Below are 25,750 nucleotides of genomic sequence, written 5' to 3'. Positions count from 1 at the left end.
GAGTCAGTGAATACTCGAAGCCAGTTCGAAAATCGGGATGTACATCAGGATCACGATGACCCCGATCAGCAGGCCGATGAAGGTCATCAGCAGCGGTTCGAACAACTTCACGAACCACTCCAGCCAGCGACTGATTTCTTCGTCGTAGAAGTCGGCGCTGCGCTCCATCATCTGCCCGAGGTTGCCGGACTGTTCGCCGGCGCGCAGTAGGCGCAGGGACACCGGTGTCACCAGGTGATTGAGCTCCAGCGCGGTGGACAATGACTGCCCCTCGCGCACCCGCTCGCAGGCCTGATCCAGGCGTACCCGCGAGGCCACGGTGAGCAAGCCGCGCACCATGCTCATGGCGGTCACCAGCGGAATTCCGCCTTGCAGCAAGATCCCCAGCGAACGATAAAACCGCGCCAGCTCATGCATGAAAATCCGTTGATGCACGGCTGGCAGTTTCTCCACCAGCCGATCCAGCCCACGGCGAAACGCCGGTTGCTTCTGCAGGACGGCGAGGGCAATGACCAGCGCCGCCAGCCCGCCAAAAAACTCAGCCTGATGCGCATGCAAAAACATGCCGCTGCTCATCAGCACCTGCGACAGCCACGGCAGGTTATTGCCCAAGCCTTCAAACACCAGACTGAAGCGTGGCACCACGTAACCCATCAAGAACAACACCACGCCACCACCGACGATCAGCAACAGCATCGGGTAGATCGAGGCACTGATGATCTTCTGCCGCACCTCGTCCATGCGCTGCCGGTAACTGACGTAACGGCCCAATGCATCGCCGACCGCGCCGGTCTTCTCGCTGGACTGTACCAGCGCCACGTACAACGGCGGGAACACCGCCGACAACTGGCCCAACGCCTGCGAGAAGGATTTGCCCTCATAAAGCAGGCGCACCAGCTCACTCAAGGTTTTCCGGGCAGATGGCGCTGTTTCTTTTTCGGCGAGGCTTTCCAGCGCATCGATCAACGGTAGGCCGGCATTGAGCAGGGTGGTCAATTCCTGGCTGAATAACACCAGGTTGAAGGTCTCGCGCTGGCGCAGTTTCAGTGAGCGCCAATGCTTGTCGGCGTGCGAGCTGAGCACACGCAAGCCCTGATCCTCGGCGATCCGCCGTGCGTCGCTGTCACCCGCCGCTTCGACGCTCAAGGACACCACGCCCGCCTTGCCGACCGCTTTCAAATGAAATCGCATGGGCCGCGCTCCGTTTACTGCCAGTTGGTCACTTCAGCGTTTTCACCTTCACCACCGGGCTGGCCGTCCTTGCCCATCGAGAGCAAGTCGTACTCGCTGTTTTCGCCGGGATAGCGGTAGGTGTAATTACGTCCCCACGGATCCTGCGGGAGCTTTTTCTGCAAGTACGGGCCGGTCCATTTCGCTTCGTCACTCGGTGCAGTGACCAAGGCCTGCAAGCCTTGTTCGGTGGACGGGTAGTGGCCGACTTCCAGTCGATAGATATCCAGCGCTTTGCTCAGCCCTTCGATCTGCGCCTTGGCCACTTTCACTTCCGAGCGACCGAGTTGGGCGAAGTATTTCGGCGCGACGATCCCGGCCAACAGGCCGAGCACCACCAGCACCACGAGCAATTCGAGCAGGGTAAAACCGCGTTGGCCACGCGGACGAAATTGCAGCTTCATGATGACCTCCCGTGAGTGGCAGCCGTGTCGCCTGAAGGGCCTATGCAATTGCCATGCTCAGCCTCACTGAAAACCGGATGATTGGCTGAAGCCCTTGTAAATCGGGCATTTCAAGAGTCGGCACAGTGCTTGCGTATGGCTCAAACGTGATCGGCCATTGGGGCATTTCCCCCAATTTATCGGGGTCGATCCGGGGAGGCCCGACATGAAATTTCTCGCCAGCGGATTGCTCGGATGTGTGCTGCTCAGCGGCGCCGCGCAAGCCGACGTATTCATCTCCGTGGACGCCAAGGGCAGCTATGTCCTGTCCAACGTTCACCGGCCCGGACGCACCTACGAACGGGTGATCCACGAGGCGGACGCCGCCGTGGCCAGCCTCGATCAACAGCCACAAATGATCGCCAACCAGCCCTACGCGGAACTGGTCTCGGCAGCCGCCAAAGTCAATCAATTACCCGAAGCGCTGCTGCACGCGGTGATCAACGCCGAATCCCACTACAACCCCGGTGCGACCTCAGCCAAAGGCGCAGGCGGACTCATGCAGTTGATGCCCGACACCGCGCGCGAACTCGGTGTGACCGACGTCTACGACCCCAAGGCCAACATCCAGGGCGGGGCGAAATATCTCAAACGCCTGATGACCTTGTTCGACAACGACATTGCTCTCGCCGTGGCGGCCTACAACGCCGGGCCCGACGCGGTGCTCAGCCGTGGCCGGGTGATTCCGCCGTTCGCCGAAACCCAGCGTTATGTACCGAACGTATTGCGTCAGTACCGGCGTCTGCAGGGCCTGGCCATGGATGCGCCGTTGTGACCCAACCCGGTTTTCCCCACATTCGGGGGCAAACCGCAGAGGCCCGAAAAGTGGGGAAAACCGGTGGGGAATATCCCCCGGACCCTCAAATGGTTGCGGTAACTGGTTGAACGGTAATGAGATTTTTTGTGGCACGCGGATTGCTCCGAGGCATTTGTCGAGAAGTGTTCCCAAGAGCACCCACTACGAGGTTACTGATCATGGTTGGCATTCATCACGCTCCGTCTCTGTTGAATTGGCTGGTGATTCTGGCCTCGATGCTCAGCGTCGAGCTGGCCGGCGCGGCCGTGCGTTGCGAGCGCAACCTGGTGGCCAACGTCGTCGCCTTCGATCAACCACTGATGTTCAACCGCCTCGGTGCGCAGAACATCAACGGCATGATGTTCGCCCTGCGCCGCGACGTGGTCGATGAACATGAGCAGTCGCTGGCTTACGGCGGCGCCGCAGTGCCGGGCAAAGTCTCGCTGCGTCCGGACAAGCGCCCTCGGCCATTGGTATTGCGTGTGGCCGCCGGCGATTGCCTGACGATCAATCTGCAGAACCTGCTCGACTATCAGGCCAACCCGAACAAGCATTTTGAAAACCTGGGCGAAGAAGAGGGCGCGGAAAACGCCAACGGCGCCGAAGCCTTCAAAGTCGATGAGCAGGTGGCGGATCGTCACGTCGGTTTCCAGGTCAACGGCCTGCAAGCAGTGAACAGCATTGATGACATCTCTTCATTCACCGGACGTAACGCCAACAGTCTGGTGCCACCGGGGGCGAGCCGCTCCTACACGCTGTACGCCGAACGCGAGGGCGCGTTTGCCGTCAGCAGCCGAGGCGCGACGTTTGGTGGCGAGGGCGCGGCCGGCAACGTTGCCAATGGTCTGTTCGGCCAGGTCGTCGTGCTGCCCAAGGGCGGTCGCACCTATCGCAATACCCTCACCGAAGAAGAAATGCGCCTGGCCACCACCGGCCGCGCACCCACCGGCCAACCGATCGTCGATTACCAGGCGCGCTACCCGCAGCGCGAACCGTGGTTGCGCGAAGGCAAGGCCGGTACGCCGATCATCGGCATGGTCGACGGCAATGAAATCATCTCCAGCGAAAGCGATGCGATTGTCATGGGCAGCAACGCCGACGGCAGTTTCCCATCCAGCACCTACCCGCTGGAGTCGATGGGCAAACGCAACCCGGCGATTCCCAATCGCCTCGAAGCGTTCCGCGATTTCGCCTCGCAATTCCAGGACGAAACCGCCGCTACTCAAGCATTCCCGGCCTATTGGGCTGACCCGGTAATGGCCCATGTGCTGGAGCCGACACGCGACTCGTTCATGATCAACTACGGCTCCGGCGGTATGGGCGCCGAAGTGGTCGCCAACCGCTTGGGCGTGGGGCCGATGCACGACTGCCTGTCGTGCGCTTACGAAGAGTTCTTCCTCAGCTCGCACACCGTCGGCGATGTAGCGATGCTGGTGGATGTGCCGGCCAACACCGGGCTGGAGAACATCGCCCCAGGGCAGACACCGCGCGCCGATCAGATCGGGGTGAAAGCCACCATGGCGCTGTATCCGTCGGAGCCGTCGAACGTCAACCACAGCTACATCGGTGACTTCGTCAAATTCCGCAATACCCACAATGGCCACGAGCAACACATCTTCCACCTGCACGGCCATCAGTGGCTGTTCAACCCCAACGACGACAACTCCGATTACGTCGACGCCCAAGGCATTGGCCCGGGCGCCGGTTACACCTATGAAATCGCCAATGGCGGTTCGGGCAACCGCAACCGCGTGGCCGGCGATGCGATCTATCACTGCCATTTCTATCCGCACTTTGCCCAAGGCATGTGGGCCATGTGGCGGGTGCACGATGTGTTCGAAGAAGGCACGCGACTCGATGTTTCGCAGCAGGGCGCCGACGGCTATCACAGCGAACCGTTTGCCTTGCGCAGTGGCAAACCGGCGGCGGGTGCACGGGCCTTGCCCGATGGCGAAATCGTCGCCGGTACGCCGATTCCGGCCATCGTGCCGCTGCCCGGCAAAGCCATGGCACCGATGCCGGGCAAAGTCGTGGTGGTGCCGAAAATCGGCGAAACCCTGGTCGCCGGCAATGATGACGACGATGACGAAGAAGAGGGCGATGACGACGGTGAGCACCATGGCGGCAATGCCGCTGGTCAAGCCATCGGTTCGCTGGCGCTGGTCGATCGCAGCGAAGCCAATCGCAATGCCGACGGCAGCCTGAAAAACCCTGGCTATCCGTTCTGGATCGGCGGCATGGAAAGCTCGGTCGGCCAACGTCCGCCAACGCCGCCGCTGGACATGCTCGACGCGGCCACCGCGCAGTCTTTGAAGGCCAGCGGCAAGGCACTGTGGGCCAATCTCGACCCGGCGCAGTCCGGCGGTTGGAATGGCGGCTTGCAGCGTCACGCACTGGATGGCGTCGCGGCCGGTGGCGAAGCGCACACCGTGACCACTTCGCTGGACTTCTCCAAGGAAGTCAGCCGTGCCAAGCCGATTTACCTGCCGGAAGAAGGCACTGAAGTCGAACAGGCCGCGATGGCTTTCCACGCGAAAAAAGATCACCCAAGCTACGCCTTGCTGCCCGGCAATCAAGTGGTGGCCAAGGCGTTCCGCACCAACGGTGCCTTGCCGATGGCCGGCGCGCCGTACTACGAGCCGTGCATGGACGATCGGCAAAAACGCCTGACCAGCAACGCCGGCAGCGGCGAGTTCGCCAGCGGTGAGCGCATCGACGGCATGTCCTTTGTCGGCGCCTCGAGCTTCACCGCCGACCGCCCACGGATCTACAAAGCCGCCAACATTCAGTTCGACGCGGTGTACAACAAAGTCGGTTATCACTTTCCGCAGGCGCGCATTCTCGCGCTGTGGGAAGACGCCTGGCCGGTGATCACCAAGCAACGTCCACCAGAGCCGCTGGTGATGCGCATGAACACTTTCGATTGCGTGCAATACCAGCAAACCAACCTGGTCCCGGCCACCTATGAGATGGACGACTATCAGGTGCGCACGCCGACCGACGTAATCGGCCAGCACATTCACTTGCCGAAGTGGGATCTGACCTCGGCGGACGGCTCCTCCAACGGCTGGAACTACGAGGACGGCGTGCTCTCACCCGGCGCCGTGCAGGAACGCATTCATGCGATCCGCGAGTTCAACCAGTGCGCCGGCACCGATCCACGTGACGGCACCCAGGCCTGCCCGATAGCCAGGAACCACCCATTCTTCGGCCAGTATGGTCGCGCCGACTGGCTGGGTGCGCGCACGGCGATGCAGCGCTGGTTCGTCGATCCGGTGGTCAACGCCAAAGGCGTCGATCGCGGCCTCGGCACCATCTTCACCCACGACCACTTAGGCCCATCGACGCATCAGCAGATTGGACTGTACGCGACTGTGCTTGCCGAGCCGGCCGGTTCCACCTGGTTCCACGCCGAAACCGGCGAGCCGTTGTACAGCGGCGCGCGCCAGGATGGTGGGCCGACCTCATGGCAGGCGGTGATCAACACCGGCGACCTCGATGGCGACGGCAAGAACGACAGCTTCCGCGAGTTCTTCCTCGAATACAGCGACTTCCAGCACGCCTATGAAGCTGGCGTCTATGTGGGGGCTGGCCCTAACGGTGTGCCCAACGCGCAGGCGTTCCCGGCCACCGCCGACAGCTTCCGTTACGCGATCAACCCGCCAGTGCGCAACAACGCCAGCAACTTGCTAGAAGGCGTGCTGGAAGTGCAGGGCGGTCAGGTGCCGGGCTGCCCGAGCCGGCCATGTCCGCAGGCGATCTCGGTGGATGATCCGGGCATGTTCGTCGTCAACTATCGCAACGAACCGCTGGCCCTGCGCGTATACGACCCGAACAAGGTCGGCCCGGATGGCAAACGCGGCATGCAGGCTGACGGCCTCGGCGGCGATCTGTCGTTCGCCATGCAAAGCCGCACCGATCGGGCGATCCCGGCGATGAACCTGGCGCCGAATCTGCTCACTTCGGCGACCGGACCCACCGGCGGTACCACGCTGTTCCCGCCGCACATCAACAAGGGCGGCGCCGAACCGGGCGATCCGTTCACGCCGATGCTGCGCACTTACACTGGCGACAACGTGCGGCTACGTGTGCATGCCGGCGGCCATGAAGAAGAGCACAACGTCACCCTGCACGGTGTGAAATGGCTGCAGAGCGGTTCCGGTTTCGGCAACAGCTCCAACTCCGGCTGGCGCGCGTCGCAGATGATCGGCATCTCCGAGCAGATGGGCTTTATTGCGCCGGTGTCGATGCTGTCCAGTTCGGCGGCGACCACGGGTGATTATCTGTACTCGATGGACGCTTCGATCGAAGGCTACTGGAGCGGTATCTGGGGCGTGATGCGCAACTACACCGCCAAACGCGCCGACCTGTTCGCCATCCCCAACAACCCGAATCCGGCGGGCATGCGCAACACCGTGGCGTTCGAGGGCAGTTGCCCGCGCTATGGCGCCAACCCTAACGGCATTGGCACCCGGCCTACGGTGCAGCGTAACTACGAAGTGGTCGCGGCGCTGGCCAACGACATTCTCGGCAATGCGCTGGGCCTGACCATCGGCGATCCCGAAGGGCTTGGTCAACATGTCGGCGGGTCGCTGAATCCGGCGGGCGGCACCCTGGTGCTGAACTCGCGCACGGTGAGCATTCCACAAGTCACCGTGACCGATCCGGAGGATGGCGAAACCATCACCATCGGCGGGCAGAGCGGGCCGCTGCATGACCCGACCGCGATCCTGTACGTGCGCAAATCCGACCTGGATCCGCTCAGCGGTAAGCTCAAACCCGGTATTCCGGTTGAACCGCTGGTGTTGCGTGCAGCGGCGGGGGATTGCATCAACATCACTTTGGAAAACCGTCTGCCGAGCGTGATGCCCGACTTGACGCAAACCGCGGTGATGCAAGGCATGGTCAAGCGTGATCGCAACAGTGGTCTGGGCTCGACCACCTTCAGCAATAACCTGATGCGGCCGTCCAGCCATGTCGGCCTGCACGCGCAGTTGCTGGCGTACGACATCACCAAATCCGACGGGGCCAATGTCGGCGCCAACCCGATTCAGACCGTGCCACCGCGTGTCGGCAACAGCGGCGCGTACCCGACCCGTACCTATCAGTACTACGCCGGGCACCTGGAGCGTGAAGGCAAACCGGTAACTCAACTGGGCCGCAGCGTCGACAACATCAACGCCACAGCGGTGGAGTTCGGCGGCTTGAACATCACCCCGGCGGACGTGATCAAGCAACCGCAAAAAGGCCTCGGTGGTGCGATGAGCATCCTGCCGATCGGCGCGACCTGGGTTGACGATGCACGCAAGGTCAACGCCACGGTCACCGCGCCTGGGCAAACCAGCTACCGCGACTTTGCGATGGTCTGGCACAAGGCGCTGAACACCCGTTGGGCCAATGGCCGGCCGGTGGAAGGGATTGCGGCTGAAGGCTTCGGCGTGCCGACCGATCCGCAGGACAACTCGAGCATGGCGATCAACTACAAGACCGAACCGCTGTGGTACCGCTTCGGCCTCGCTCCGGACGCACCGTTCGGGCATGCCGATGGCGCGGGTTACGGCGACATGAGTAATGCGCACATGGCCTACAGCAACGCGTTGGTGGGCGGTGATCCGCAGACGCCGGTGCTGTATGCCAAACCCGGGCAACCGTTCCGCACGCATATTTTGATGCCGAGCGGTGGCAGTCGTGGCACCACGTTCCAGCTCGATGGGCACGTCTGGTCGGTCAATCCGTTCCAGGCCGAGAAGAGCGATACCGGTGGTTATCCGATGGGGTCGCCGGGCGTCGGCTCAGTGCGCTTCGGCTACAACCCGATGTCGATGTACATCGGCGCCCACGAAAGCGTCCTGCCGGCCGCGCACTTCAGCTTCATGATCCCGAGCGCTGGTGGCAGCAATGCGATCCCGGGGGACTACCTGTTCCGCGATTACGCCGCCTACGGCAACACCTCCGGGTTATGGGGCTTGCTGCGGGTAACCAACGAACCGGAACCGGCGCCACAGGGGCAGTAGCAGAGCGGCAATGCCCCGGTGGATGCAAATCCCTGTGGGAGCGAGCTTGCTCGCGAAGAGGGCGGCACATGCAAAAGGTGTGTTGGCTGACAGACCGCTTTCGCGAGCAAGCTCGCTCCCACAGGGGACAGTGGTTGGCTGTGAGGAAGTGGATGTACGCAAATCCCTTGTGGGAGCGAGCTTGCTCGCGAATGGGGGCAACTCGGTTTGTGAGGGTGAGGCTGAAGACGCTTTCGCGAGCAGGCTCGCTCCCACATGGGGGGCGGTGTTTTGCCAGGTGAAGAGGTAGGGGAGAGTTAGATGAACAGGATCATCAACATCATCGGTATTTGCACGCTGGCCATGGCCGGTGCGTTGCTGACGCTGAGTGAGATTGCGCTGGCACAAACCGGTGCGGGTCAGACGCTGAACCGCGACGGCGTGGCGGTGGATTTCAACCTCAAGCCATTGGCCGCTGACGGCAAACTGCGTGAAGGTGAATTCGCCGATGTGCAGTTCTACGTCACCGACAGCGCCTCCGGCCAGCCGTTGTCCGGGGTAGCGCCGGGGGCCTGGGTCGATCCGCAAACCCTCGCCGCCGATCAGGCCCAGGGCCGCGACCAGAGCTGCAAGGCCCGGGTCGGGGTGTTTCTCAAATCCAACATCGGTGCGCGGCCGTTGCTCGACCTCAACAGCTATTTCCTGCTGGTGATGAACCGCGACGCGAGCATCGCCGTGGTCGATCCGTCGGTGTCGGTCGGCGGCATCACCAGCACGCTCGCGCGAATCGAACTCAAGCAACCGCCGATGGACTGGGTCACGCCCAAAGACAACAAACGCGTGTTCGTTTCGATGCCGACCGCAGGCGAAATCGCGGTCATCGACAGCGAACAATTCAAAGTCCTCGATTCGATCAGCGCCGGCAGCCAACCCGTGCGTGTGGCACTGCAACCGGATGAACGCCTGCTCTGGGTCGGCAACAACGCCAGTAAAGGCGAAGACTCCGGCGTCACGGTGATCGACACGCAAAGCCTAAAAGCCCTCAAACATTTGCAGACCGGGCGCGGCCACCACGAAATCAGCTTCAGCAAGGACAGCCGCTTCGCCTTCGTCAGCAACCGTGACGACGGCACCGTCAGCGTGGTCGACATCGCCAGCCTGAACATCGTCGAGCAAATCAAAACCGGCTCGCATCCGCTGTCAGTCGCCTATTCAGCGCTGTCCGGCGCGGTGTATGTGGCCGATGGCAAGGACGGCACGGTGACCGTGATCGACGCCAACACGCACGCCGTCCGCCGGGTGATCAAACTGCAACAAGGCCTCGGCCCCATGGGTTTCAGCGCCGACGGCCGCTTCGGCGTGGTGCTCAACACCGTGGAAAACCGCGCCAGCATCATCGACGCCGCGACCAACGGCGCCATTCACGACCTCGACGTCAGCGCCGAACCCTACCAAGTGGTGTTCACCCAGGCCTACGCCTACATCCGCGGACTCGCTTCACCGAAAGTCACCATGATCAACCTGTCTTCTTTAGGCGAAGGCCGCCAGCCGATCAGCCAGAGTTTCGAAGCCGGCCCGCAAGCGCCGCGTCTGGCTGGGGATTTGCCACTGGCCTCAAGCCTGGCGGTGTCGCGCGATGACAACGCGGTGTTCGTGGTCAACCCGGTCGACAACACCACCTACTTCTACGCCGAAGGCATGAACGCGCCGATGTCCGGCTACCCCAACCGTGGCCAGATCGCCCGCGCCGCCCTGGTCATCGATCGCAGCTTGCGCGAAGTCTCGCCGGGACTGTACAGCGCGCGGGTGAAGCTGCCGGCGGCGGGGCGCTTTGACGTGGCGTTCCTGCTCAATCAACCGAACATCATTCACTGCTTTACCGCGCAGATCGAAACCAATGGCGCCCTGGTAAAACACTTCGGCGCACCGAAAGTCGAGTTCCTCCTCGACAAGACTGCCGTGGCGCTCAACGACCCCTACGTCGTGCGTTTCCGCATCGTGCAGGGCAAAGACAAAACCCAGCGCAGAGGCGTGAAAGACGTGCAATTGCGCTACTACCTCGCGCCCACCTCGCATCCCCGCGAAGTGGCGGCGCTGGAAGTCGCCGACGGCGTGTACGAAGCGCCGATCACCCTCGACCGCAGCGGCGCCTGGTATTTGCATGTGCGTGCGGCCTCTTTGGGCGCCGGTTTCGATGACAAGACCTTTGCCAGTGTTCGGGTAGCCCCCGGCCAGGCCCGTTGAAGAGGAGTTTCGACATGAACCGATTTGCATCCAGTGGCCTGCTGACCCTGTGCCTGTTGAGCCTTGGCATCCAATACGCCAACGCTCACTCGGCAGACGAACACGCTGGGCACAAAGCCCCGGCCAGCAGCACTCAGGAACACGCCCAGGTGAAATTCGCCAACGTGCCGCTGCTCGACCAGAACGGCAAAACAGTGCGCCTGGAGCAGGATCTGGTGCAGGGCAAAATCGTCGTTATGAGCTTTATCTACACCAGTTGCACTACGGTGTGCCCGGTGGTCTCGTCGATCATGGGCAAGGTGCAGAAACAGCTCGGTGCGCGGGTAGGCGAGGAAGTGCAACTGGTGTCGATCAGCATCGACCCACAGCGCGACGACCCGAAACGCCTGCAGGATTATGCCCGCACCTTCCAGCGCGGGCCGGGCTGGAGCTGGCTGACCGGCTCGCCGCAGTCGATCAATGAAACCCTCAAGGGCCTCGGCAGTTTCAGTGGCGACTTCAAGAATCACCAACCGTTGATCCTCGTCGGCGACGGCAACAATCGTCACTGGATGCGCTATTACGGCTTCACCGATCCAGCACTGTTGGCCAAGGAAGTGGAAAAACTCAGCGGCCTGCGCACCCACGCCAAACACACAGCCATCGCCATGGAGCAACAGCCATGAGACTGCTCGACTGGATCGCCCTGACCGTGTGCTTCTGGATTCTTGGTAACGTCGCGTTTGCTCACGAAGACCACGTCTCTGAGCCGCCAGCCGCTGTGGCCGCCGCGCCGGCCAAAGGTACCCACGACGCGAAAACCTGGTTCACCGACACGCCTTTACAGGATCAGAACGGCGCGACCCTGCGCTTCTACAGCGATGCGCTGCAAAACCGCATCGTCCTGCTTAACGTGATCTTCACCAGTTGCAATGACGCCTGCCCGCTGATCACGCAAAAGCTCAAGGAAGTCCGCGAGCTGTTGGGCGACAAGGCGCAAGACATCACCTTCATTTCCCTTACCAGTGACCCGCTGCGCGACACGCCGGCGGTGCTCAAGGCTTACACCTTGAAGCAGGGTTCCGATGACCCTCATTGGCTTTTTCTTACCGGCGACAAGGCGCAGATGGACCTGGTATTGAGTCGCATCGGCCAGATCGTACCGACGCCCGAGCAACACTCCACGCAGTTGATCGTCGGCGATGTCGCCAATAAACGCTGGAGCAAAATCCGTCCCGACGCCCCGGCTGCCGCCATTGCCCAGCGCTTGCAGTTGCTGACAATGCCCGTGGCCGGCCGCTGAGTCCGCGCCATGAAACGCTGCCGCGTCCTCGCCCTGGTCCTGCTCGCCGGCGTCAGCCTTGGCACGAGCGCTGCGCCGCTGACACCCGAAGAGGCGGCGGGAAAACGCTTGTACCGCCAAGGCTTGTCGGTCAGTGGCGAAGCGATCATGGCACGGCTCGGCGCGGCGGATGTGTTGCTGCCGGCGACCAGCCTGCCGTGCGCCAATTGCCATGGCGCCGATGGCCTCGGCCGACCTGAAGGTGGCGTGCGTCCCCCCGAATTGAACTGGGCGCGACTGACCAGCACGTATGGCCAGCAACAGGTCAACGGCCGCAGCTATCCGGCCTACAGCGAAAGCACGCTGGCCACGGCCATTGAGCAGGGCCGAGACCCCGGCCACAACCGTCTCGACCCGAGCATGCCGCGCTTTCTGCTGTCGATGAAGGATCAGCGCAACCTTACCGCCTATCTCAAACGCCTCGCCGACGAACGCGACCCTGGCCTCGATGCCGAGACCTTGCATCTGGGCACCTTACTGCCCAGCCAAGGGCCGCTGGCCGAGGAGGGCATGACCGTTGCGGCGGTGCTCAACGGCAGTGTCGCGCGGATCAATCAGGCCGGTGGCATTCACGGCCGGCAGTTGCGCTTGACGGTGATCGATCCCGGCCCGGACCGCGCCAGTGCCGAGCAAGCCTTGCAGCAATTGATCGAGCAGGAGCAGGTTTTCGCCCTGATCGCACCACTGGCACCGGCTCTTGACAGCGAACTGGGGGCACGCCTGGAACAGGCCGGTATGCCGCTGATCGGGCCGATGTCGATCCTCGGCACCCTGCAGGCCAGTCCGCAGATATTCGAGCCATTACCGGGATTGCGTGAGCAGTTGATCGCGCTGGCCGATTACGCCACGGCCAGTTTGCGCGTGCTGCAAGGGCCGACGCTGATTGCTTATCCCGATGACCCGATCCAGACGCAAGCCGCGCAAAACCTCGGCCAGTACTTGCAGGATCACGGCTGGCAGAAAGTCCATCTGCAAGCCTACGACCCGGCGGCGGATGCGCTGCCGCTGGGTTCGCGTTCGGTGTTTTATCTGGGCACTGGCGGCGGCTTCAGTCGTCTGGCGACGCGGCTGCAAAGGGCCGGACAGGTGCCGTACTTGTTCGCCGCTTCAAGCCAGGTGGCCGGCGATCTGCTGCAAGTGCCGGACGGATTCACCCGGCGGGTGTTTCTCGCCTATCCGTTCGTGCCCAGCGACTGGACCCAGGCTGGGCGCATGGCCCTGACGTTACTGCGTGAAGGCCAAGGCCTCGGCGCCCAGCACGCGGTGCTGCAAGTCGGCGCCTATGCCTCGATGCTGCTGCTCAGCGAGGGCATGAAACAGGCTGGCCGCGACGCCAGCCGCGAGAAACTGGTGACGGCGCTGGAAGGCCTGCACGACTTCGACACCGGCCTGACCCCGCGCCTGAGTTTCGGTCCCGGTCGACGGCTGGGCTTGAGCGGCGCGCATGTGGTTACCGTGGATTTGCCCGATCAACGTTTCTATCTGGTCGCACCCTATAAACCGATGGTTGCCAGCCCCTGAACGGAGGGCCCGATCATGAAACGCACAACGCTGATCTTGCTGCTGACTTGCTGGCTGCCGCTGGCGTGGGCGAATAACGAGCCGGCCGTGGCACGGGTCAACGGCACGGAGATTTCCGGGTTTCGCTTCGAGCGCTTCTTCGCCGAATACCTGGAAGATCAGGGCCGCGCGGTGACGAGTATTCGCAGCCCCAAGGCCTACAAGGAACTGCGCCAGGCGGCGCTGCAAATGCTGATCGACAAAGAATTGCTGTGGCAGGAATCGCAGAAACGTGGCCGGCAGATCGACGAGCAAGCGCTGCGTCAGCAGATCGAGCAAACCCGCATGGCCATCGGCGGCGCGGAAAAATTCGTCCGGCGCTTGCAGGACGCCGGTTTCGATGAGGCCTCCTTCACCGAGTACACCCGCCGCGAACTGGCGGCGCAGCAGATGTTCGCCGAACTGATCCGCGCCAATACCTTGCAACCCCGGCACCTGTTGATTCGCGTGCCCGCGCAAGCCGATGCAGCCACAGTGGCTCAAGCGCGTCTACGCTTGATGCAAATGCGCGCCTCGATTGTCAGCGGGGCGAGTTTTGCCAGCCAACCACTGCGTTCACCGTTTGGCTGGCATGTGATTTATTTGCCGAACCACTTGGAGGCCGCCGATGTCCCAGATTTACAGGGGCTGGATACAGTCAGGGCAGAGCTCGCCCGACAGCAACAGACCCAGGCTCGTCGTCAGGTGCTCGCGCAATTACGGGTGCAGAACAGGATCGAACGAATTGACGACGACTGAAGGTTCCCCCCCAATAGTGGGGAATGGCTTCGATGCCCATTCAGGTGCTTCCCCGTTTCTGGGGAACGGGGTACCGGGACGAGCGGGCATTGTCATTAAATTCAAGGACATGAACAGATAAAATTACCGGCGCTCAGCCTGGCATGAAGTGTGCGTTACCCCTGGTAAGGCGCACTCTCAGGGCGGGGTCATCGGACCTGCTGTTTCAAGGAGTCGACCTTGGTTAACAAAGTACTGGTTGTCGAAGACGAACAGCTGCTTGCACAGAACCTTCAGGATTATCTGTCGGCGCAAGGGCTGGACGTCGCGATTGCACATGACGGAGCGACGGCTATCGGTTTGGCCGAAACCTTTGCCCCCGACGTGCTGGTGTTCGATTACCGCTTGCCCGATATGGAAGGCTTTGAGGTGCTCGACGCGGTCCGCCAGAACAGGACGTGCCATTTTGTGCTGATAACGGGTCACCCGACCGCTGAAGTCTGTGAGCGGGCGCGGCAACTGGGGGTCAGCCACATCCTGTTCAAACCGTTTCCCTTGGCGGAACTGGCGCGGGCGGTCTGCGACCTTCTGGGCATCAAGCGTGAAGCGAAACCCGGTGCGAGCCCTTCCGAGGGCTTTGTCGAACGACGCCAGAGCAGGACCGAGAGCTTCCCGTTGCAGTTGTACGATGGCAGTTGGGTGTTGGCGGATCGGCGACGACAGTTGCACGCCATGGCACCGGACGACGATCAAATGCTCACCGGGGAGTAATGGCGCGATCAGACGTTCCGGCACTTGCCGCCAAGGTTTGCCGCGCCGACAGGGCTCTGAGCCCCGGTTGGAGAGCAAGCCATGGAACGTCTGTCCGTTGTCGTCGAACCGCTGTTGGCCGAAAGCGCGCCAGAACGCTTTTCCAGTGAACAGCTTGCCCAGGCCCGGGCGCGGGCCGCCACCTCCGGCGAACGCGTCCTGGAAGCCCTCGCCGTACTCTGTGAACTGGCGCCGATGCCGTTCATACACACCCTCGGCGCCACCCTGCATTACCCGGTGCTCGACACGGACAGCCTGTTTGCCGCGACGCCGGTGTTCGACCGGGTCACCCTCGCACAATGCCTGAAACGTGAATTCATCCTGCTGCGCCACAACGACGAAGTCATCGGCGTATTTGCCGACCCCTTCGACCCGGCGCGCTTGGCCTGGATCGACGATTGCCTGCACGGCGCGCCGCTGTACCTGGTGCACGCCGATGACCTCAAGGCGTATCTGGCCCGCCACGAAGAAAGCTTTCATGCCGTCGAATCGCTGAACGCTCAGGGCGACACTCACCACGAAATCGACACCCTGCAAAGCCTGTCGCTGACCAGCATCAGCGAAGACGCCAGCAGCGTGGTGAAACTGGTCAACTCGACCCTGTACGACGCGCTGAAAATGCACGCCAGCGACATCCATCTCGGCACCACCGGCCATGGCCTGGTGATCAAGTACCGCATCGACGGCGTGCTCAACAACATCAGCAAAGTCCAGGGCAACGAATTCGCCGAGCAGGTGATTTCGCGGGTCAAGGTCATGGCCGAACTGGACATCGGCGAAAAACGCGTGCCGCAAGACGGTCGCTTCAAGATCGGCATCAGTGGCCGCCAGATCGACTTTCGCGTGTCGATCATGCCGAGCATCTTTGGCGAAGATGCCGTACTCCGTGTGCTCGACAAACAGGATCTCGCCGACAAGGTCTGCGGCGTGCAATTGCAGGCGCTGGGCTTTGAAGACGAAACCCTGCGCCAGTTGCGTCGCCTCGCCGCCGAACCTTATGGAATGGTCCTTGTGACCGGCCCGACCGGCAGCGGCAAAACCACCACGCTGTACGCGATGATCACCGAGATCAACCACGGCGTGGACAAGATCATTACCATCGAAGACCCGGTTGAATATCAATTGCCGGGGGTGCTGCAAATCCCGGTCAACGAGAAAAAAGGCCTGACCTTTGCCCGGGGCCTGCGCTCAATCCTGCGCCACGACCCGGACAAAATCATGGTCGGTGAGATCCGCGACCCCGACACCGCGCAGATCGCCGTTCAGTCGGCGCTCACCGGCCACCTGGTGTTCACCACCATCCACGCCAACAACGTCTTCGACGTGATTGGCCGCTTCACGCAAATGGAAATCGACCCCTACAGCCTGGTCTCGGCGCTCAACGCGATTCTCGCCCAGCGCCTGATCCGGCTGGTGTGCGCCAGTTGCAGCGCACCGGTCAATCCAAGCGATGAAGAACTGCGCGCCTCGGGCCTCGATCCGCAGAAAGTCGACCACTACCACTTCGTCCACGGCAAGGGCTGCGGACACTGCCGGGGCAGCGGCTATCGCGGGCGCACGGCGATTGCCGAGCTGCTGCACCTCGACGACGAACTGCGCCAGATGATCGTCGAGCGCCAACCGATCACCCAAATCAAAGCCCTGGCCTGTGCCCGTGGTTTGCGCCTGTTGCGCGAATCGGCGCTGGAGCTGGTGGAACAAGGTCGCACCACGCTGGAGGAGATCAATCGTGTCACATTTATCTCGTGAGCGTTTTGTCGCCGTGCTCGGCGCCAGCGGTGTTGGCCTCGGTCAGCGGCGCGGTAGCGACACCCTGTGGCTGGGCAGCGTCGGCTACATCGACGAAGGCTTCCAGAGTTACGCGGTGGCGCTGGACACCCTCGATCGCCTGCTCGGTGAACACGCCCGCGCCGGTGCCGAATTGAGCGTGGTCATCTCCGGGCATTTCAGCCGCTTCTGCCTGGTGCCATGGAGCGCGCAGATCAGCAGCCCGGAAGAACTGCGCGGCTTTGCCCAACTGTGTTTCGAAGACCTGTTCGGTGCACCAACCCAGCCGTGGAGTCTGGTGTTGTCCGCTGAACCTGCCGGTTACGACCGCATCGCCAGCGCCTTGCCGCAAGACCTGCTCGAACGCCTGCGCACGCTGGTCAGTGCTCGCGGTTTGCGCCTGCGCTCGGTGCAGCCGTACCTGATGGCGGCGTTCAACCGCTTCGACAAAAGTCTCGATGCCGGCGACTTCCTCTTCGTCGTCTCCGAGCCGCAGCGCAGCGTGTTGTTGCTCGCAAGGGAAGGGCGCTGGGCTGGCGTGCGTTCGGTGGGCGGCAGCGACAGCGATGCCGCGTTGAATGCCCTGATCGGTCGCGAACGGCAGTTGCAAGCCTCGACCAGCGAACGCGCCTTCAATGTATATCTGCATGCGCCGGCGCGGCTCGATGCGCATCCGGACGTGGCGGGGGTGCAACTGCGCACCCTTGAAGACGACGCGATGACCGTGCGTGACGGCTTGTACGTCATGTCCCGGGCGGTGGCCTGACATGCGCGCGCTTAATCTCGATTTTCAGCCACGGCCACGTTCCGGCCCGTTGGGCTGGAGCCTGCTCGGCGGCGGCGTGCTGCTGGCGCTGCTGTGCTTCGGCGTCCAACAGCACCTCGACGCGCACACCGAACAGCAACAAGGTCATCTGCAAACCACGCAGCGTCAGCTCACCGGTGACAGCGGCGCCAAGTCCACCCTGAGCCCGGCGCAAATCCGCGAGCAAGCGGCGAACCTCGCCGAGATGCGCAAGGTCTCGCAACAACTGCGCCGGCCGTGGGAACGCCTGTTCGCCATGCTCGAAGCGATGCCGCGCGATGACGTCGCGCTGCTGAGCCTGACCCCGGATGCCCGTAAAGGCCAGGTCCGCATCAGCGCTGAAGCGCGGGATCTGCAAGCGATGCTCGATTTCCACAAACGACTGGAAGCCAGCGACGAGCTGTCCGACGTGTCGCTGCTGAGCCACGAAATTGTCGTCAAATCGCCGGAACAACCGGTGCAATTCAACCTGTCGGCGACCTGGGAGATGGGCGATGCGAATCCCTAGACTGATCGTCCACGAATACCTGCAAGGCCTCGGCATTCCGGGCCTGGCCGGGTTGGCGCTGATGCTGGTCGCCGTGGCTTGGGCACTCGGTGGCTTGCTGCCGGGCTGGCAATCGTTGCAGCACTTGAGCCAGCAGACTCAGGAAGCCAGCGCGTACCTGGCCAAGGTTGAAGACGGCAGCATCGCGCCGCCGGTGGTGCCGCAGCGTCAGCTCGACGACTTCCGCAACAAACTGCCGGCGCAGCCGCAAGCCACGGTCGCCATCGACCGCATCTACGCCCTCGCAGCCCAGGAGCACATCACCCTGGCGCGCGGTGAGTACGCCCTCGGTGTCGACCCGAAAACCCATCTGGCGCGCTATCAGATCCTCTTGCCAGTGCGCGGCAGCTACCCGCAACTGCGCCGCTTCGTGCACGCCTTGCTCGGTCAGTTGCCGGCAGTGGTGGTGGAAGACCTCGAATTGCAACGCAAGAAGATTGGCGACACCGACCTCAATGGCCGGATCCGTATGACCCTTTACCTGTCGAGGTCGTGATGAATACCAAGCGCGTGACAGGGTGGCTGGCGTTCTTCGGCGTAGCGGCGGCGCTGGCGTGGTTGCCGGCGTATTTCTCGCCGAGCGAAGACGCCGATTCCAACGAAGTCGCCGTCGCCACGCCGGGGAAAACCCGGGGCGCGCTGCCGGCCAGCACCGCCAAGGCCAAAGACGCGCCGATCAGGGACCTGAGCCCGGCCGGCGATCTGTTCGCGGCGAAATCCTGGAAGGCCGCGCCGACCCTGGCCACGGTCACCGAACAAGCGATCAACCCGGCCACAGTGGTGCAAGCCCCGAGCCTGCCACCGGTGCCGTTTCAGTTCGTCGGTCGGCTGCATGACCGCAGCGACCTGCAAGTGTTTTTGCAGAACGGCGAAAAGATCTACGTCGTGCGCAACGGGGATGTGATCGACGACACCTGGAAGATCACCGGCATTTCCGATGTGGAATTGAGCCTGGTTTACCTGCCTTTGCATTTGTCGCAGACCTTGTCTGTGGGGAGTACGCAATGAACCGTTCCCGTTTGCTGATGAGCCTGGGCCTGTGTGCCGGGCTGGCCGCGTGCAGCACTGCGCAGGTGGCCAATAAGGAAGCCGCCGACCTGATTGAACAGGGTCAGTACGAGGCGGGGCTGGCGCGGATCGAAGAAGGCCTGCGTGAAAACCCTCGCGACACCGAATTGCACCTGCTGCTTAACACCGGCCGGGCCAAGGCGATCACGGCGTTGCTGACGGCCGGCGACACCGACCGCGCGCGTCGCGATTTCACCTCGGCGCGCACCGCTTACATGCGCGTGCTGACCATCGAGCCGAACAACCGCCGCGCCCAGGATGCCCTGAAGCAGATGGAGTACCTGCGCAGCATGGATGAAAAACTCGAGCTGGCCCGTGGCGATCTGCGTCGCGGCGACATCTACGGCGCTGATCGTCAGGTCAAACAGATCCTCGAACTCGACCCGGCCAATGAAGGTGCGTTGGAGCTGCAAGGCAACATTCGCCTGGTGCAGAGCCGCAACGTGATTGCTTATCCGCAACTGCGCACCAAGCTCGATCGCCCGGTGACCCTGGAATTTCGTGACGCCAACCTGAAGACCATTTTCGAAGTGCTGTCGCAGGTCGCCGGACTGAATTTCATCTTCGACAAAGACCTGCGCCCGGACATGAAAGCGACGATCTTCGTGCGTGACGTGCGCATCGAAGACGCCGTGACCTTGCTGCTGCAACAGAACCAGTTGCACCAGAAAGTGGTGAACGAAAACACCTTGCTGATCTACCCGGATTCGCCGCAGAAAGTGAAGGATTACCAGGAACTGGTGATGCGCACCTTCTACCTGACCAGCATCGACGCCAACACCGCGCTGAACATGGTCAAAACCATGCTCAAGACTCGCGACGTGTTCGTCGACGAACGCCTCAACACCCTGACCATGCGCGACACCGAAGACGCCGTGCGCATGGCCGAGAAACTCCTGCAATCGCAGGACCAGTCCAACCCGGAAGTGGTGCTCGAAGTGGAGGTGATGGAAGTCGCCACCCAGCGCATTCTCGACCTTGGCCTGCAATGGCCGAGCACTTTCGGCGTGGTTAACAGCGATGGTTCGCCGGTCACCCTGTTGGGCCAGCTCAAGGGCATCAACTCCGACCGCATCTCCATCGGCCCGTCGCCGCAGGCCAAGATCAACGCGCAGGACAACGACATCAACACCCTTGCCAGCCCGGTCATTCGCGTCAGCAACCGTGAGCAGGCGCGCATCCACATCGGCCAGCGTGTGCCGATCATCAGCGCCACCTCGGTGCCGTCGACACAGGGCCCGGTGATCACTGAAAGCGTGACCTATCTGGATGTCGGTCTGAAGCTCGAAGTGACCCCCACCGTACACCTGAACAACGAAGTGGCGATCAAGATCGCCCTGGAAGTGAGTAATGCCACGCCGCTGGAGCCGACCCGCCAAGGCACGATCCCGGTGCAGGTCGATACCCGCAACGCGCAGACCTCGCTGCGTCTGCACGACGGCGAAACCCAGATCCTCGCCGGGCTGGTGCGCAACGACCACGGCGCCACCGGCAACAAGATTCCCGGCCTCGGTGACATTCCCGGACTCGGCCGCTTGTTCGGCAGCAACAAAGACACCATCGGCAAATCCGAACTGGTGCTGTCGATCACCCCACGGATCGTGCGCAACCTGCCGTACCAGAGCCCCTCGGACATGGAGTTCTCCACCGGTACCGAAACCAGCATGCACATCCAGGCCCCGGATCGTTCGCAGAGTTACGTGATGCCATCGCCTGCCGCGCAGCCGCGTGCCGTCGGTGAATCGGCCGTGGCGACCACCCGCGTCACTGTCGAGAAGCCTTGATCATGAACGCCTCCCAACGCGGTTTCACCCTGATCGAAGTCGTGGTGACGCTGGCCCTGATCGGCCTGTTGGCGAGCATGGCCGCGCCGCTGACCGAGACGCTGGTGCGGCGTGGCAAGGAGCAGGAATTGCGCAACGCGCTGTACCAGATTCGCGATGCCATCGACGCCTACAAACGCGCCTTCGATGCCGGGTACATCGAGAAGTCGCTGAACAGCAGCGGCTACCCGCCGAACCTGAAAGTGCTGGTCGAAGGCGTGCGCGATGTGCGCAGTGCGAAGGGCGCCAAGTTCTACTTTTTACGCCGCATCCCGCGCGATCCGCTGGTGCCGGCCAAACGGGATGACGAAGGGGGTTGGGGCGTGCGCGCCTACGACAGTTCGGCTCAGAACCCGCGCGATGGCGAGGACGTGTTCGACGTCTACTCCCACGCCCGGGGCAAGGGCCTCAACGGCATCGCCTATCGCGAGTGGTGAACCTCATGCGCCGGGAAAAAGGTTTTACCTTGCTGGAGCTGATGGTGGTGATGGCGATCATCGCCACGCTGATGACCATCGCGCTGCCGCGCTACTTCAACAGCCTCGAAGCGTCGAAGGAAACCACCTTGCGCCAGAGCCTGTCGGCGATGCGCGAGGCGCTGGATCACTTTTACGGCGACACCGGGCGCTACCCGGATTCCATCGAGCAACTGATCGAACAACGTTACCTGCGCAACGCGCCACTCGATCCGATCACCGAACGCAAAGACCTGTGGGTGCTGATCGCGCCACCGGACGGCGTTGCCGGTGGTGTGGCCGATATCAAAAGCGGTGCTACCGGGAGGGCGCGTGATGGCAGCCAGTATTCCGAGTGGTAACCGCGCGCAGCAGGGCGGCTTCACTTACCTGGGCGTGCTGTTCCTGATTGTGGTGATGGGCATGGGCCTGGCCAGTGCTGGCGAGTTGTGGTCGACCGCCTCGCGCCGTGACCGTGAACGCCAGTTGCTCTGGGTCGGTACTCAATACGCACAGGCGCTGCGCAGCTACTACCGCAGTTCGCCGGGGCTGGCGCAGTACCCGAAAGAATTGGTCGACCTGCTCGACGATCAACGTTTTCCAGAAGCGAAACATCATTTGCGTCAGCTTTATCCAGACCCGATCGGTCAGGGTGAATGGGCAGTACAACGCGGTTTCGATGGACGCATCACCGGCCTCAACAGCCCGTCGACCGAGCTGCCGTTGAAGCAGGCGGGCTTCCCGTCGCAGTGGTCGGATTTCGAAGGCATGCAGCGTTATTCGGACTGGCAGTTCGTGGCTGAAAAAGCCTTTCTTGAGGGCACTGGCACTAGTAGCGGGGGCCCGGCCAAAGGCCAGTCAAATTTGCCGCAGGCGTTGCAGCCATGACTCGCCAATGGTGGTGCGCGCTGATTCTCACCGTGGCGGCGGGCTGCGCCCACGCCGGTGAAGAAGACGAAATGATGGGCTTCATCGTCGACGACACGATCTCGCACATCGGCCACGACTTTTACTACTCGTTCAGTGAACGCCTGCGCGACACCAGCCCGATGGACTTCAACCTGGTGGTGCGCGAGCGGCCCGACGCGCGCTGGGGCAGCCTGGTGACCGTGGAATATCAGCAACGCCTGGTTTATCGGCGCTTCCTGCCGCCGAACACCGTGGAACTGAAGGACGAGGCCTACGCGGCCGCCGACTGGGTTCGACGCCAGGTTGTCCAGCGCAAGCTGGAGGCTCTGTTGCAGGACACCACCGACCTTGAGAAGGACGAACTATGAACAGCACAACGTTCTCACGGCGCAGCGGATTCTGGATCTCGGGGTTGTTGATCGGGCTCGCCAGCGTTGCGGCTGTCCAGGCCACTGAACTGGTCTACACGCCGGTCAACCCGTCGTTCGGCGGCAACCCGCTCAACGGCACCTGGCTGCTCAACAACGCGCAGGCGCAAAACGATTACGACGACCCTGATCTCAAGAGCCGTTCGACCGTGGCCGGCACCTCGGCGCTGGAGCGCTTCACCAGTCAATTGCAATCGCGGCTGCTAGGGCAGTTGCTGGACAACATCTCCACCGGCAACACGGGGAGCCTGTCCACCGACTCTTTTATCGTCAACGTCATCGACGACTCCGGGGCACTGAGCATTGAAGTGACCGATCGAGCGACCGGTGAGGTTTCGGAAATTCAGGTGAACGGCCTCAACCCATGACGGGCTGACGGTTCCGGGGAGTGATGGACATGAAAAAATTAATCGCGCTAGGGCTGCTGTTGGCGACATTACAAGGGTGCAGTCTGCGTGAGCCGATGTCGGCCGAGCAGGACACCGAAACCCCGACCCTGACTCCAAGGGCTTCGACTTATTACGACTTGCTGAAGATGCCGCGGCCCAAGGGGCGGTTGATGGCGGTGGTGTACGGGTTCCGTGACCAGACCGGGCAGTACAAGCCGACGCCGGCGAGTTCGTTTTCCACCAGCGTGACTCAGGGTGCGGCGTCGATGTTGATGGACGCGATGCAGGCCAGTGGCTGGTTTGTGGTGCTGGAAAGGGAAGGGCTGCAGAACCTGTTGACCGAGCGCAAGATTATTCGCGCGTCGCAGAAGAAGCCGAATACGCCGGTGAATATTCAGGGTGAGCTGCCGCCGTTGCAGGCGGCGAACATGATGCTCGAGGGTGGGATCATCGCTTATGACACTAACGTGCGTAGCGGTGGGGAAGGGGCGCGGTATCTGGGGATTGATTTGCAGCGTGAGTATCGGGTGGATCAGGTGACCGTGAATTTGCGGGCGGTGGATGTTCGCAGCGGGCAGGTGTTGGCGAATGTGATGACCAGCAAGACGATTTATTCGGTGGCGCGTAGCGCGGGGATTTTCAAGTTTATCGAGTTCAAGAAGTTGCTTGAGGCTGAGGTTGGGTATACGACGAATGAGCCGGCGCAGCTTTGTGTTCTGTCGGCGATTGAGGCGGCGGTGGGGCATATGGTGGCGCAGGGGATTGAGCGGCATTTGTGGCAGGTGGCGGGGGACGCTTCTGTGCCTGGGCAGGATGATGTGTTGAATCGGTATTTGACTCAGAACAAGGTTGATCCGGAGGCGGAGTGAACGTGGCGGCCTTCGGGCCGACCAGGTTCTTGCCGATGTACCCAGTTCCCACTGTGGGAGCGAGCCTGCTCGCGAAGGTTTTTTGTCAGGCGGCGGGGTTCTTTTTGACTGAGTACATATCCGTTTCTGCGGTAACGGCTGCTTAGGGTTCCGCCCTTACGGCGGGTCACCTTTTCCAAACGCCGAAAAGGTAACCCAAAAGGCTTGCTCCTACGTGCGGCCCGCTCGCTGGGGCTCGGGGTTCCTTCGCTCCGGGATCGATCCGGGCGCAGCGCCTACGGTTTGCTTCGCTGCACCTCCTCTCGCTGTGTTTGGCTGCGCCAAACGGTCGCTGCGCTCCCACGCCCGGATCAATCCCTCCACTCAGCCTTCCGACGTCGCCCGTGGATCAAGATCAAAAGCAGGCGAGCTGACACTCGGCCTATTGAGTGGTTAAGGGCCAAGCGGTGTTCGGCTGTTGATTTGTGTTGTGGCTACCCCTCACCCCAGCCCTCTCCCGAGGGAGAGGGAGTCGATTTTTGGGCTTTTCAAAACCTGAGTTCAACGCGGTATCGCACGTCGGCGTACCTCTGCCAAACCACTCGGTCAGTCCCCTCTCCCTCTGGGAGAGGGCTAGGGTGAGGGCCGCGATCTGAAGTGTGTTTAAAGAAGTGTCTGAATCGGCGGAACCTTCCCACAAGGTTTTCAGGTTGTCCGTCGGACGTCCGCTCTCTAGCCTGTGTTCGTCGCTGCCAACTCAGCGACCGGGCATGGAAACCCGAAGACACGAGAGAGCAGATACGCCTTTCATAACGTATGCTTGCGCACTTTCATTGTGTGCACTCTGTTATGGCGGTTGTGCGCGGGAGACATTCGTGTCTGCCGGGTTGCTCTCTCCCGGATTTCCAGCCTGCGTACAGCTGTCACCCATTTTTCCTGGAAGTCGAATGGGCCAGTTGCAACTATCAAACAAAGTTGATCCGGATGCCGAGTAAACATGGCGGCCTTCGGGCCGACCAAGTTCTTGCCGATGTACTCGGTCCCCACTGAGCCTGCTGGCGATCGCGGCCTAAGACCCTACCAATCTCTGGCAGATGTACCCAGTCAAACTGTGGGAGCGGGCCTGCTCGCGAAGGCGTCGGCTCAGGCAATGATTTTCTGGCTGACCGAGTACATATCCATTCCTGCGGTAACGGCCACTTAGGGTTCCGCCCTGACGGCGGGTCACCTTTTCCAAACGCCGAAAAGGTAACCCAAAAGGCTTGCTCCTGCGTGCGGCCCGCTCGCTAAAGCTCGGGGTTCCTTCGCTCCGGGATCGATCCGGACGCAGCGCCTACGGTTTGCTTCGCTGCACCTCCTCTCGCTGTGTTTGGCTGCGCCAAACGGTCGCTGCGCTCCCACGCCCGGATCAATCCCTCCACTCAGCCTTCCGATGTCGCCTTACAGATCAAAAGCCGCAGCCGAGCTAACGCTCATCCTGTTGAGTGGTGAAGAACACAGCGTGCTCGGCTTTGGATTTGTGTTGGAGCAACAGCGAGCTCGGCTTTGGATTTGTGTTGTTGCTGCCCCTCATCGGAACGCCGCCCGCCCAGCCCTC

General features: G+C 62.1%; 22 protein-coding genes. 20 read left to right on the top strand and 2 right to left on the bottom strand.

Annotated features, from left to right (window positions below; translation table 11 throughout):
• Window positions 1-3: 3 nt before the first annotated feature.
• Window positions 4-1,191, bottom strand: coding sequence for a type II secretion system F family protein (locus HU754_RS19135; RefSeq protein ID WP_186624650.1), 1,188 nt, complete (start codon window positions 1,189-1,191; stop codon window positions 4-6).
• Window positions 1,192-1,205: 14 nt separating this feature from the next.
• Window positions 1,206-1,634 (bottom strand): type II secretion system major pseudopilin GspG, encoded by a 429-nt coding sequence (gene gspG, locus HU754_RS19130; protein ID WP_064120121.1) that lies wholly within the window; start codon window positions 1,632-1,634, stop codon window positions 1,206-1,208.
• Between the two features lie 205 nt (window positions 1,635-1,839).
• Between gspG and HU754_RS19125 the strand changes: the two genes are divergently transcribed.
• From HU754_RS19125 to HU754_RS19030, 20 genes are all read left to right on the top strand, one after another.
• Window positions 1,840-2,448 (top strand): lytic transglycosylase domain-containing protein, encoded by a 609-nt coding sequence (locus HU754_RS19125; RefSeq protein ID WP_186624649.1) that lies wholly within the window; start codon window positions 1,840-1,842, stop codon window positions 2,446-2,448.
• Window positions 2,449-2,648: 200 nt separating this feature from the next.
• On the top strand, window positions 2,649-8,483 hold the full coding sequence (gene mnxG, locus HU754_RS19120; protein ID WP_186624648.1) for a manganese-oxidizing multicopper oxidase MnxG: 5,835 nt from the start codon (window positions 2,649-2,651) through the stop codon (window positions 8,481-8,483).
• 300 nt (window positions 8,484-8,783) lie between these two features.
• Entirely contained in the window at window positions 8,784-10,706 is a 1,923-nt protein-coding gene (locus HU754_RS19115) for a YncE family protein (RefSeq protein ID WP_186624647.1), read from the top strand.
• A 14-nt stretch (window positions 10,707-10,720) separates the two neighbouring features.
• The gene (locus HU754_RS19110; protein ID WP_099758579.1) at window positions 10,721-11,371 is read left to right on the top strand and encodes an SCO family protein; all 651 of its coding nucleotides are present in this window, start codon (window positions 10,721-10,723) and stop codon (window positions 11,369-11,371) included.
• Window positions 11,368-11,988: an SCO family protein gene (locus HU754_RS19105; RefSeq protein ID WP_093439276.1), complete on the top strand. Its 621-nt coding sequence runs from the start codon at window positions 11,368-11,370 to the stop codon at window positions 11,986-11,988. The genes HU754_RS19110 and HU754_RS19105 overlap by 4 nt, the downstream gene beginning before the upstream one ends.
• Window positions 11,989-11,997: 9 nt before the next feature.
• Complete coding sequence (locus HU754_RS19100) at window positions 11,998-13,548, top strand: ABC transporter substrate-binding protein (RefSeq protein ID WP_186624646.1); 1,551 nt, start codon at window positions 11,998-12,000, stop codon at window positions 13,546-13,548.
• 15 nt (window positions 13,549-13,563) lie between these two features.
• Window positions 13,564-14,325, top strand: a complete 762-nt coding sequence (locus HU754_RS19095; RefSeq protein ID WP_186624645.1) for a peptidylprolyl isomerase — start codon at window positions 13,564-13,566, stop codon at window positions 14,323-14,325.
• 219 nt (window positions 14,326-14,544) lie between these two features.
• Window positions 14,545-15,075, top strand: a complete 531-nt coding sequence (locus HU754_RS19090; protein ID WP_034152602.1) for a response regulator — start codon at window positions 14,545-14,547, stop codon at window positions 15,073-15,075.
• An 81-nt stretch (window positions 15,076-15,156) separates the two neighbouring features.
• Window positions 15,157-16,863 (top strand): GspE/PulE family protein, encoded by a 1,707-nt coding sequence (locus HU754_RS19085; protein ID WP_186624644.1) that lies wholly within the window; start codon window positions 15,157-15,159, stop codon window positions 16,861-16,863.
• Entirely contained in the window at window positions 16,844-17,647 is an 804-nt protein-coding gene (locus tag HU754_RS19080; RefSeq protein WP_186624643.1) for a hypothetical protein, read from the top strand. The genes HU754_RS19085 and HU754_RS19080 overlap by 20 nt, the downstream gene beginning before the upstream one ends.
• A 1-nt stretch (window position 17,648) precedes the next feature.
• On the top strand, window positions 17,649-18,194 hold the full coding sequence (locus HU754_RS19075) for a PilN domain-containing protein (RefSeq protein WP_034152599.1): 546 nt from the start codon (window positions 17,649-17,651) through the stop codon (window positions 18,192-18,194).
• Complete coding sequence (locus HU754_RS19070; protein WP_186624642.1) at window positions 18,181-18,729, top strand: GspMb/PilO family protein; 549 nt, start codon at window positions 18,181-18,183, stop codon at window positions 18,727-18,729. The genes HU754_RS19075 and HU754_RS19070 overlap by 14 nt, the downstream gene beginning before the upstream one ends.
• Window positions 18,729-19,241, top strand: a complete 513-nt coding sequence (locus HU754_RS19065) for a hypothetical protein (protein WP_186624641.1) — start codon at window positions 18,729-18,731, stop codon at window positions 19,239-19,241. Before HU754_RS19070 ends, HU754_RS19065 begins: the two co-directional genes overlap by 1 nt.
• Window positions 19,238-21,085, top strand: a complete 1,848-nt coding sequence (locus tag HU754_RS19060; protein WP_093439246.1) for a secretin GspD/PilQ domain-containing protein — start codon at window positions 19,238-19,240, stop codon at window positions 21,083-21,085. Before HU754_RS19065 ends, HU754_RS19060 begins: the two co-directional genes overlap by 4 nt.
• A gap of 2 nt (window positions 21,086-21,087) precedes the next feature.
• A complete protein-coding gene (locus HU754_RS19055; protein ID WP_016987878.1) occupies window positions 21,088-21,561 on the top strand; it encodes a type II secretion system protein in 474 nt (157 codons plus the stop codon).
• Between the two features lie 5 nt (window positions 21,562-21,566).
• The gene (locus HU754_RS19050) at window positions 21,567-21,941 is read left to right on the top strand and encodes a type II secretion system protein (protein ID WP_186624640.1); all 375 of its coding nucleotides are present in this window, start codon (window positions 21,567-21,569) and stop codon (window positions 21,939-21,941) included.
• Complete coding sequence (locus tag HU754_RS19045) at window positions 21,916-22,467, top strand: type II secretion system protein (protein WP_093439240.1); 552 nt, start codon at window positions 21,916-21,918, stop codon at window positions 22,465-22,467. The genes HU754_RS19050 and HU754_RS19045 overlap by 26 nt, the downstream gene beginning before the upstream one ends.
• On the top strand, window positions 22,464-22,856 hold the full coding sequence (csgE, locus tag HU754_RS19040) for a curli production assembly/transport protein CsgE (protein ID WP_186624639.1): 393 nt from the start codon (window positions 22,464-22,466) through the stop codon (window positions 22,854-22,856). Before HU754_RS19045 ends, csgE begins: the two co-directional genes overlap by 4 nt.
• A complete protein-coding gene (locus HU754_RS19035) occupies window positions 22,853-23,284 on the top strand; it encodes a curli assembly protein CsgF (protein ID WP_093439234.1) in 432 nt (143 codons plus the stop codon). The genes csgE and HU754_RS19035 overlap by 4 nt, the downstream gene beginning before the upstream one ends.
• A gap of 29 nt (window positions 23,285-23,313) precedes the next feature.
• Window positions 23,314-24,174, top strand: a complete 861-nt coding sequence (locus tag HU754_RS19030) for a CsgG/HfaB family protein (protein WP_186624638.1) — start codon at window positions 23,314-23,316, stop codon at window positions 24,172-24,174.
• The last annotated feature ends 1,576 nt before the right edge of the window (window positions 24,175-25,750 follow it).

Origin of the sequence: Pseudomonas zeae (assembly GCF_014268485.2) — a bacterium.
Lineage (GTDB): Bacteria > Pseudomonadota > Gammaproteobacteria > Pseudomonadales > Pseudomonadaceae > Aquipseudomonas > Aquipseudomonas neuropathica.
Note: the sequence above shows the minus strand (reverse complement) of the source record. Positions and strands in the feature narration are given on the sequence as shown.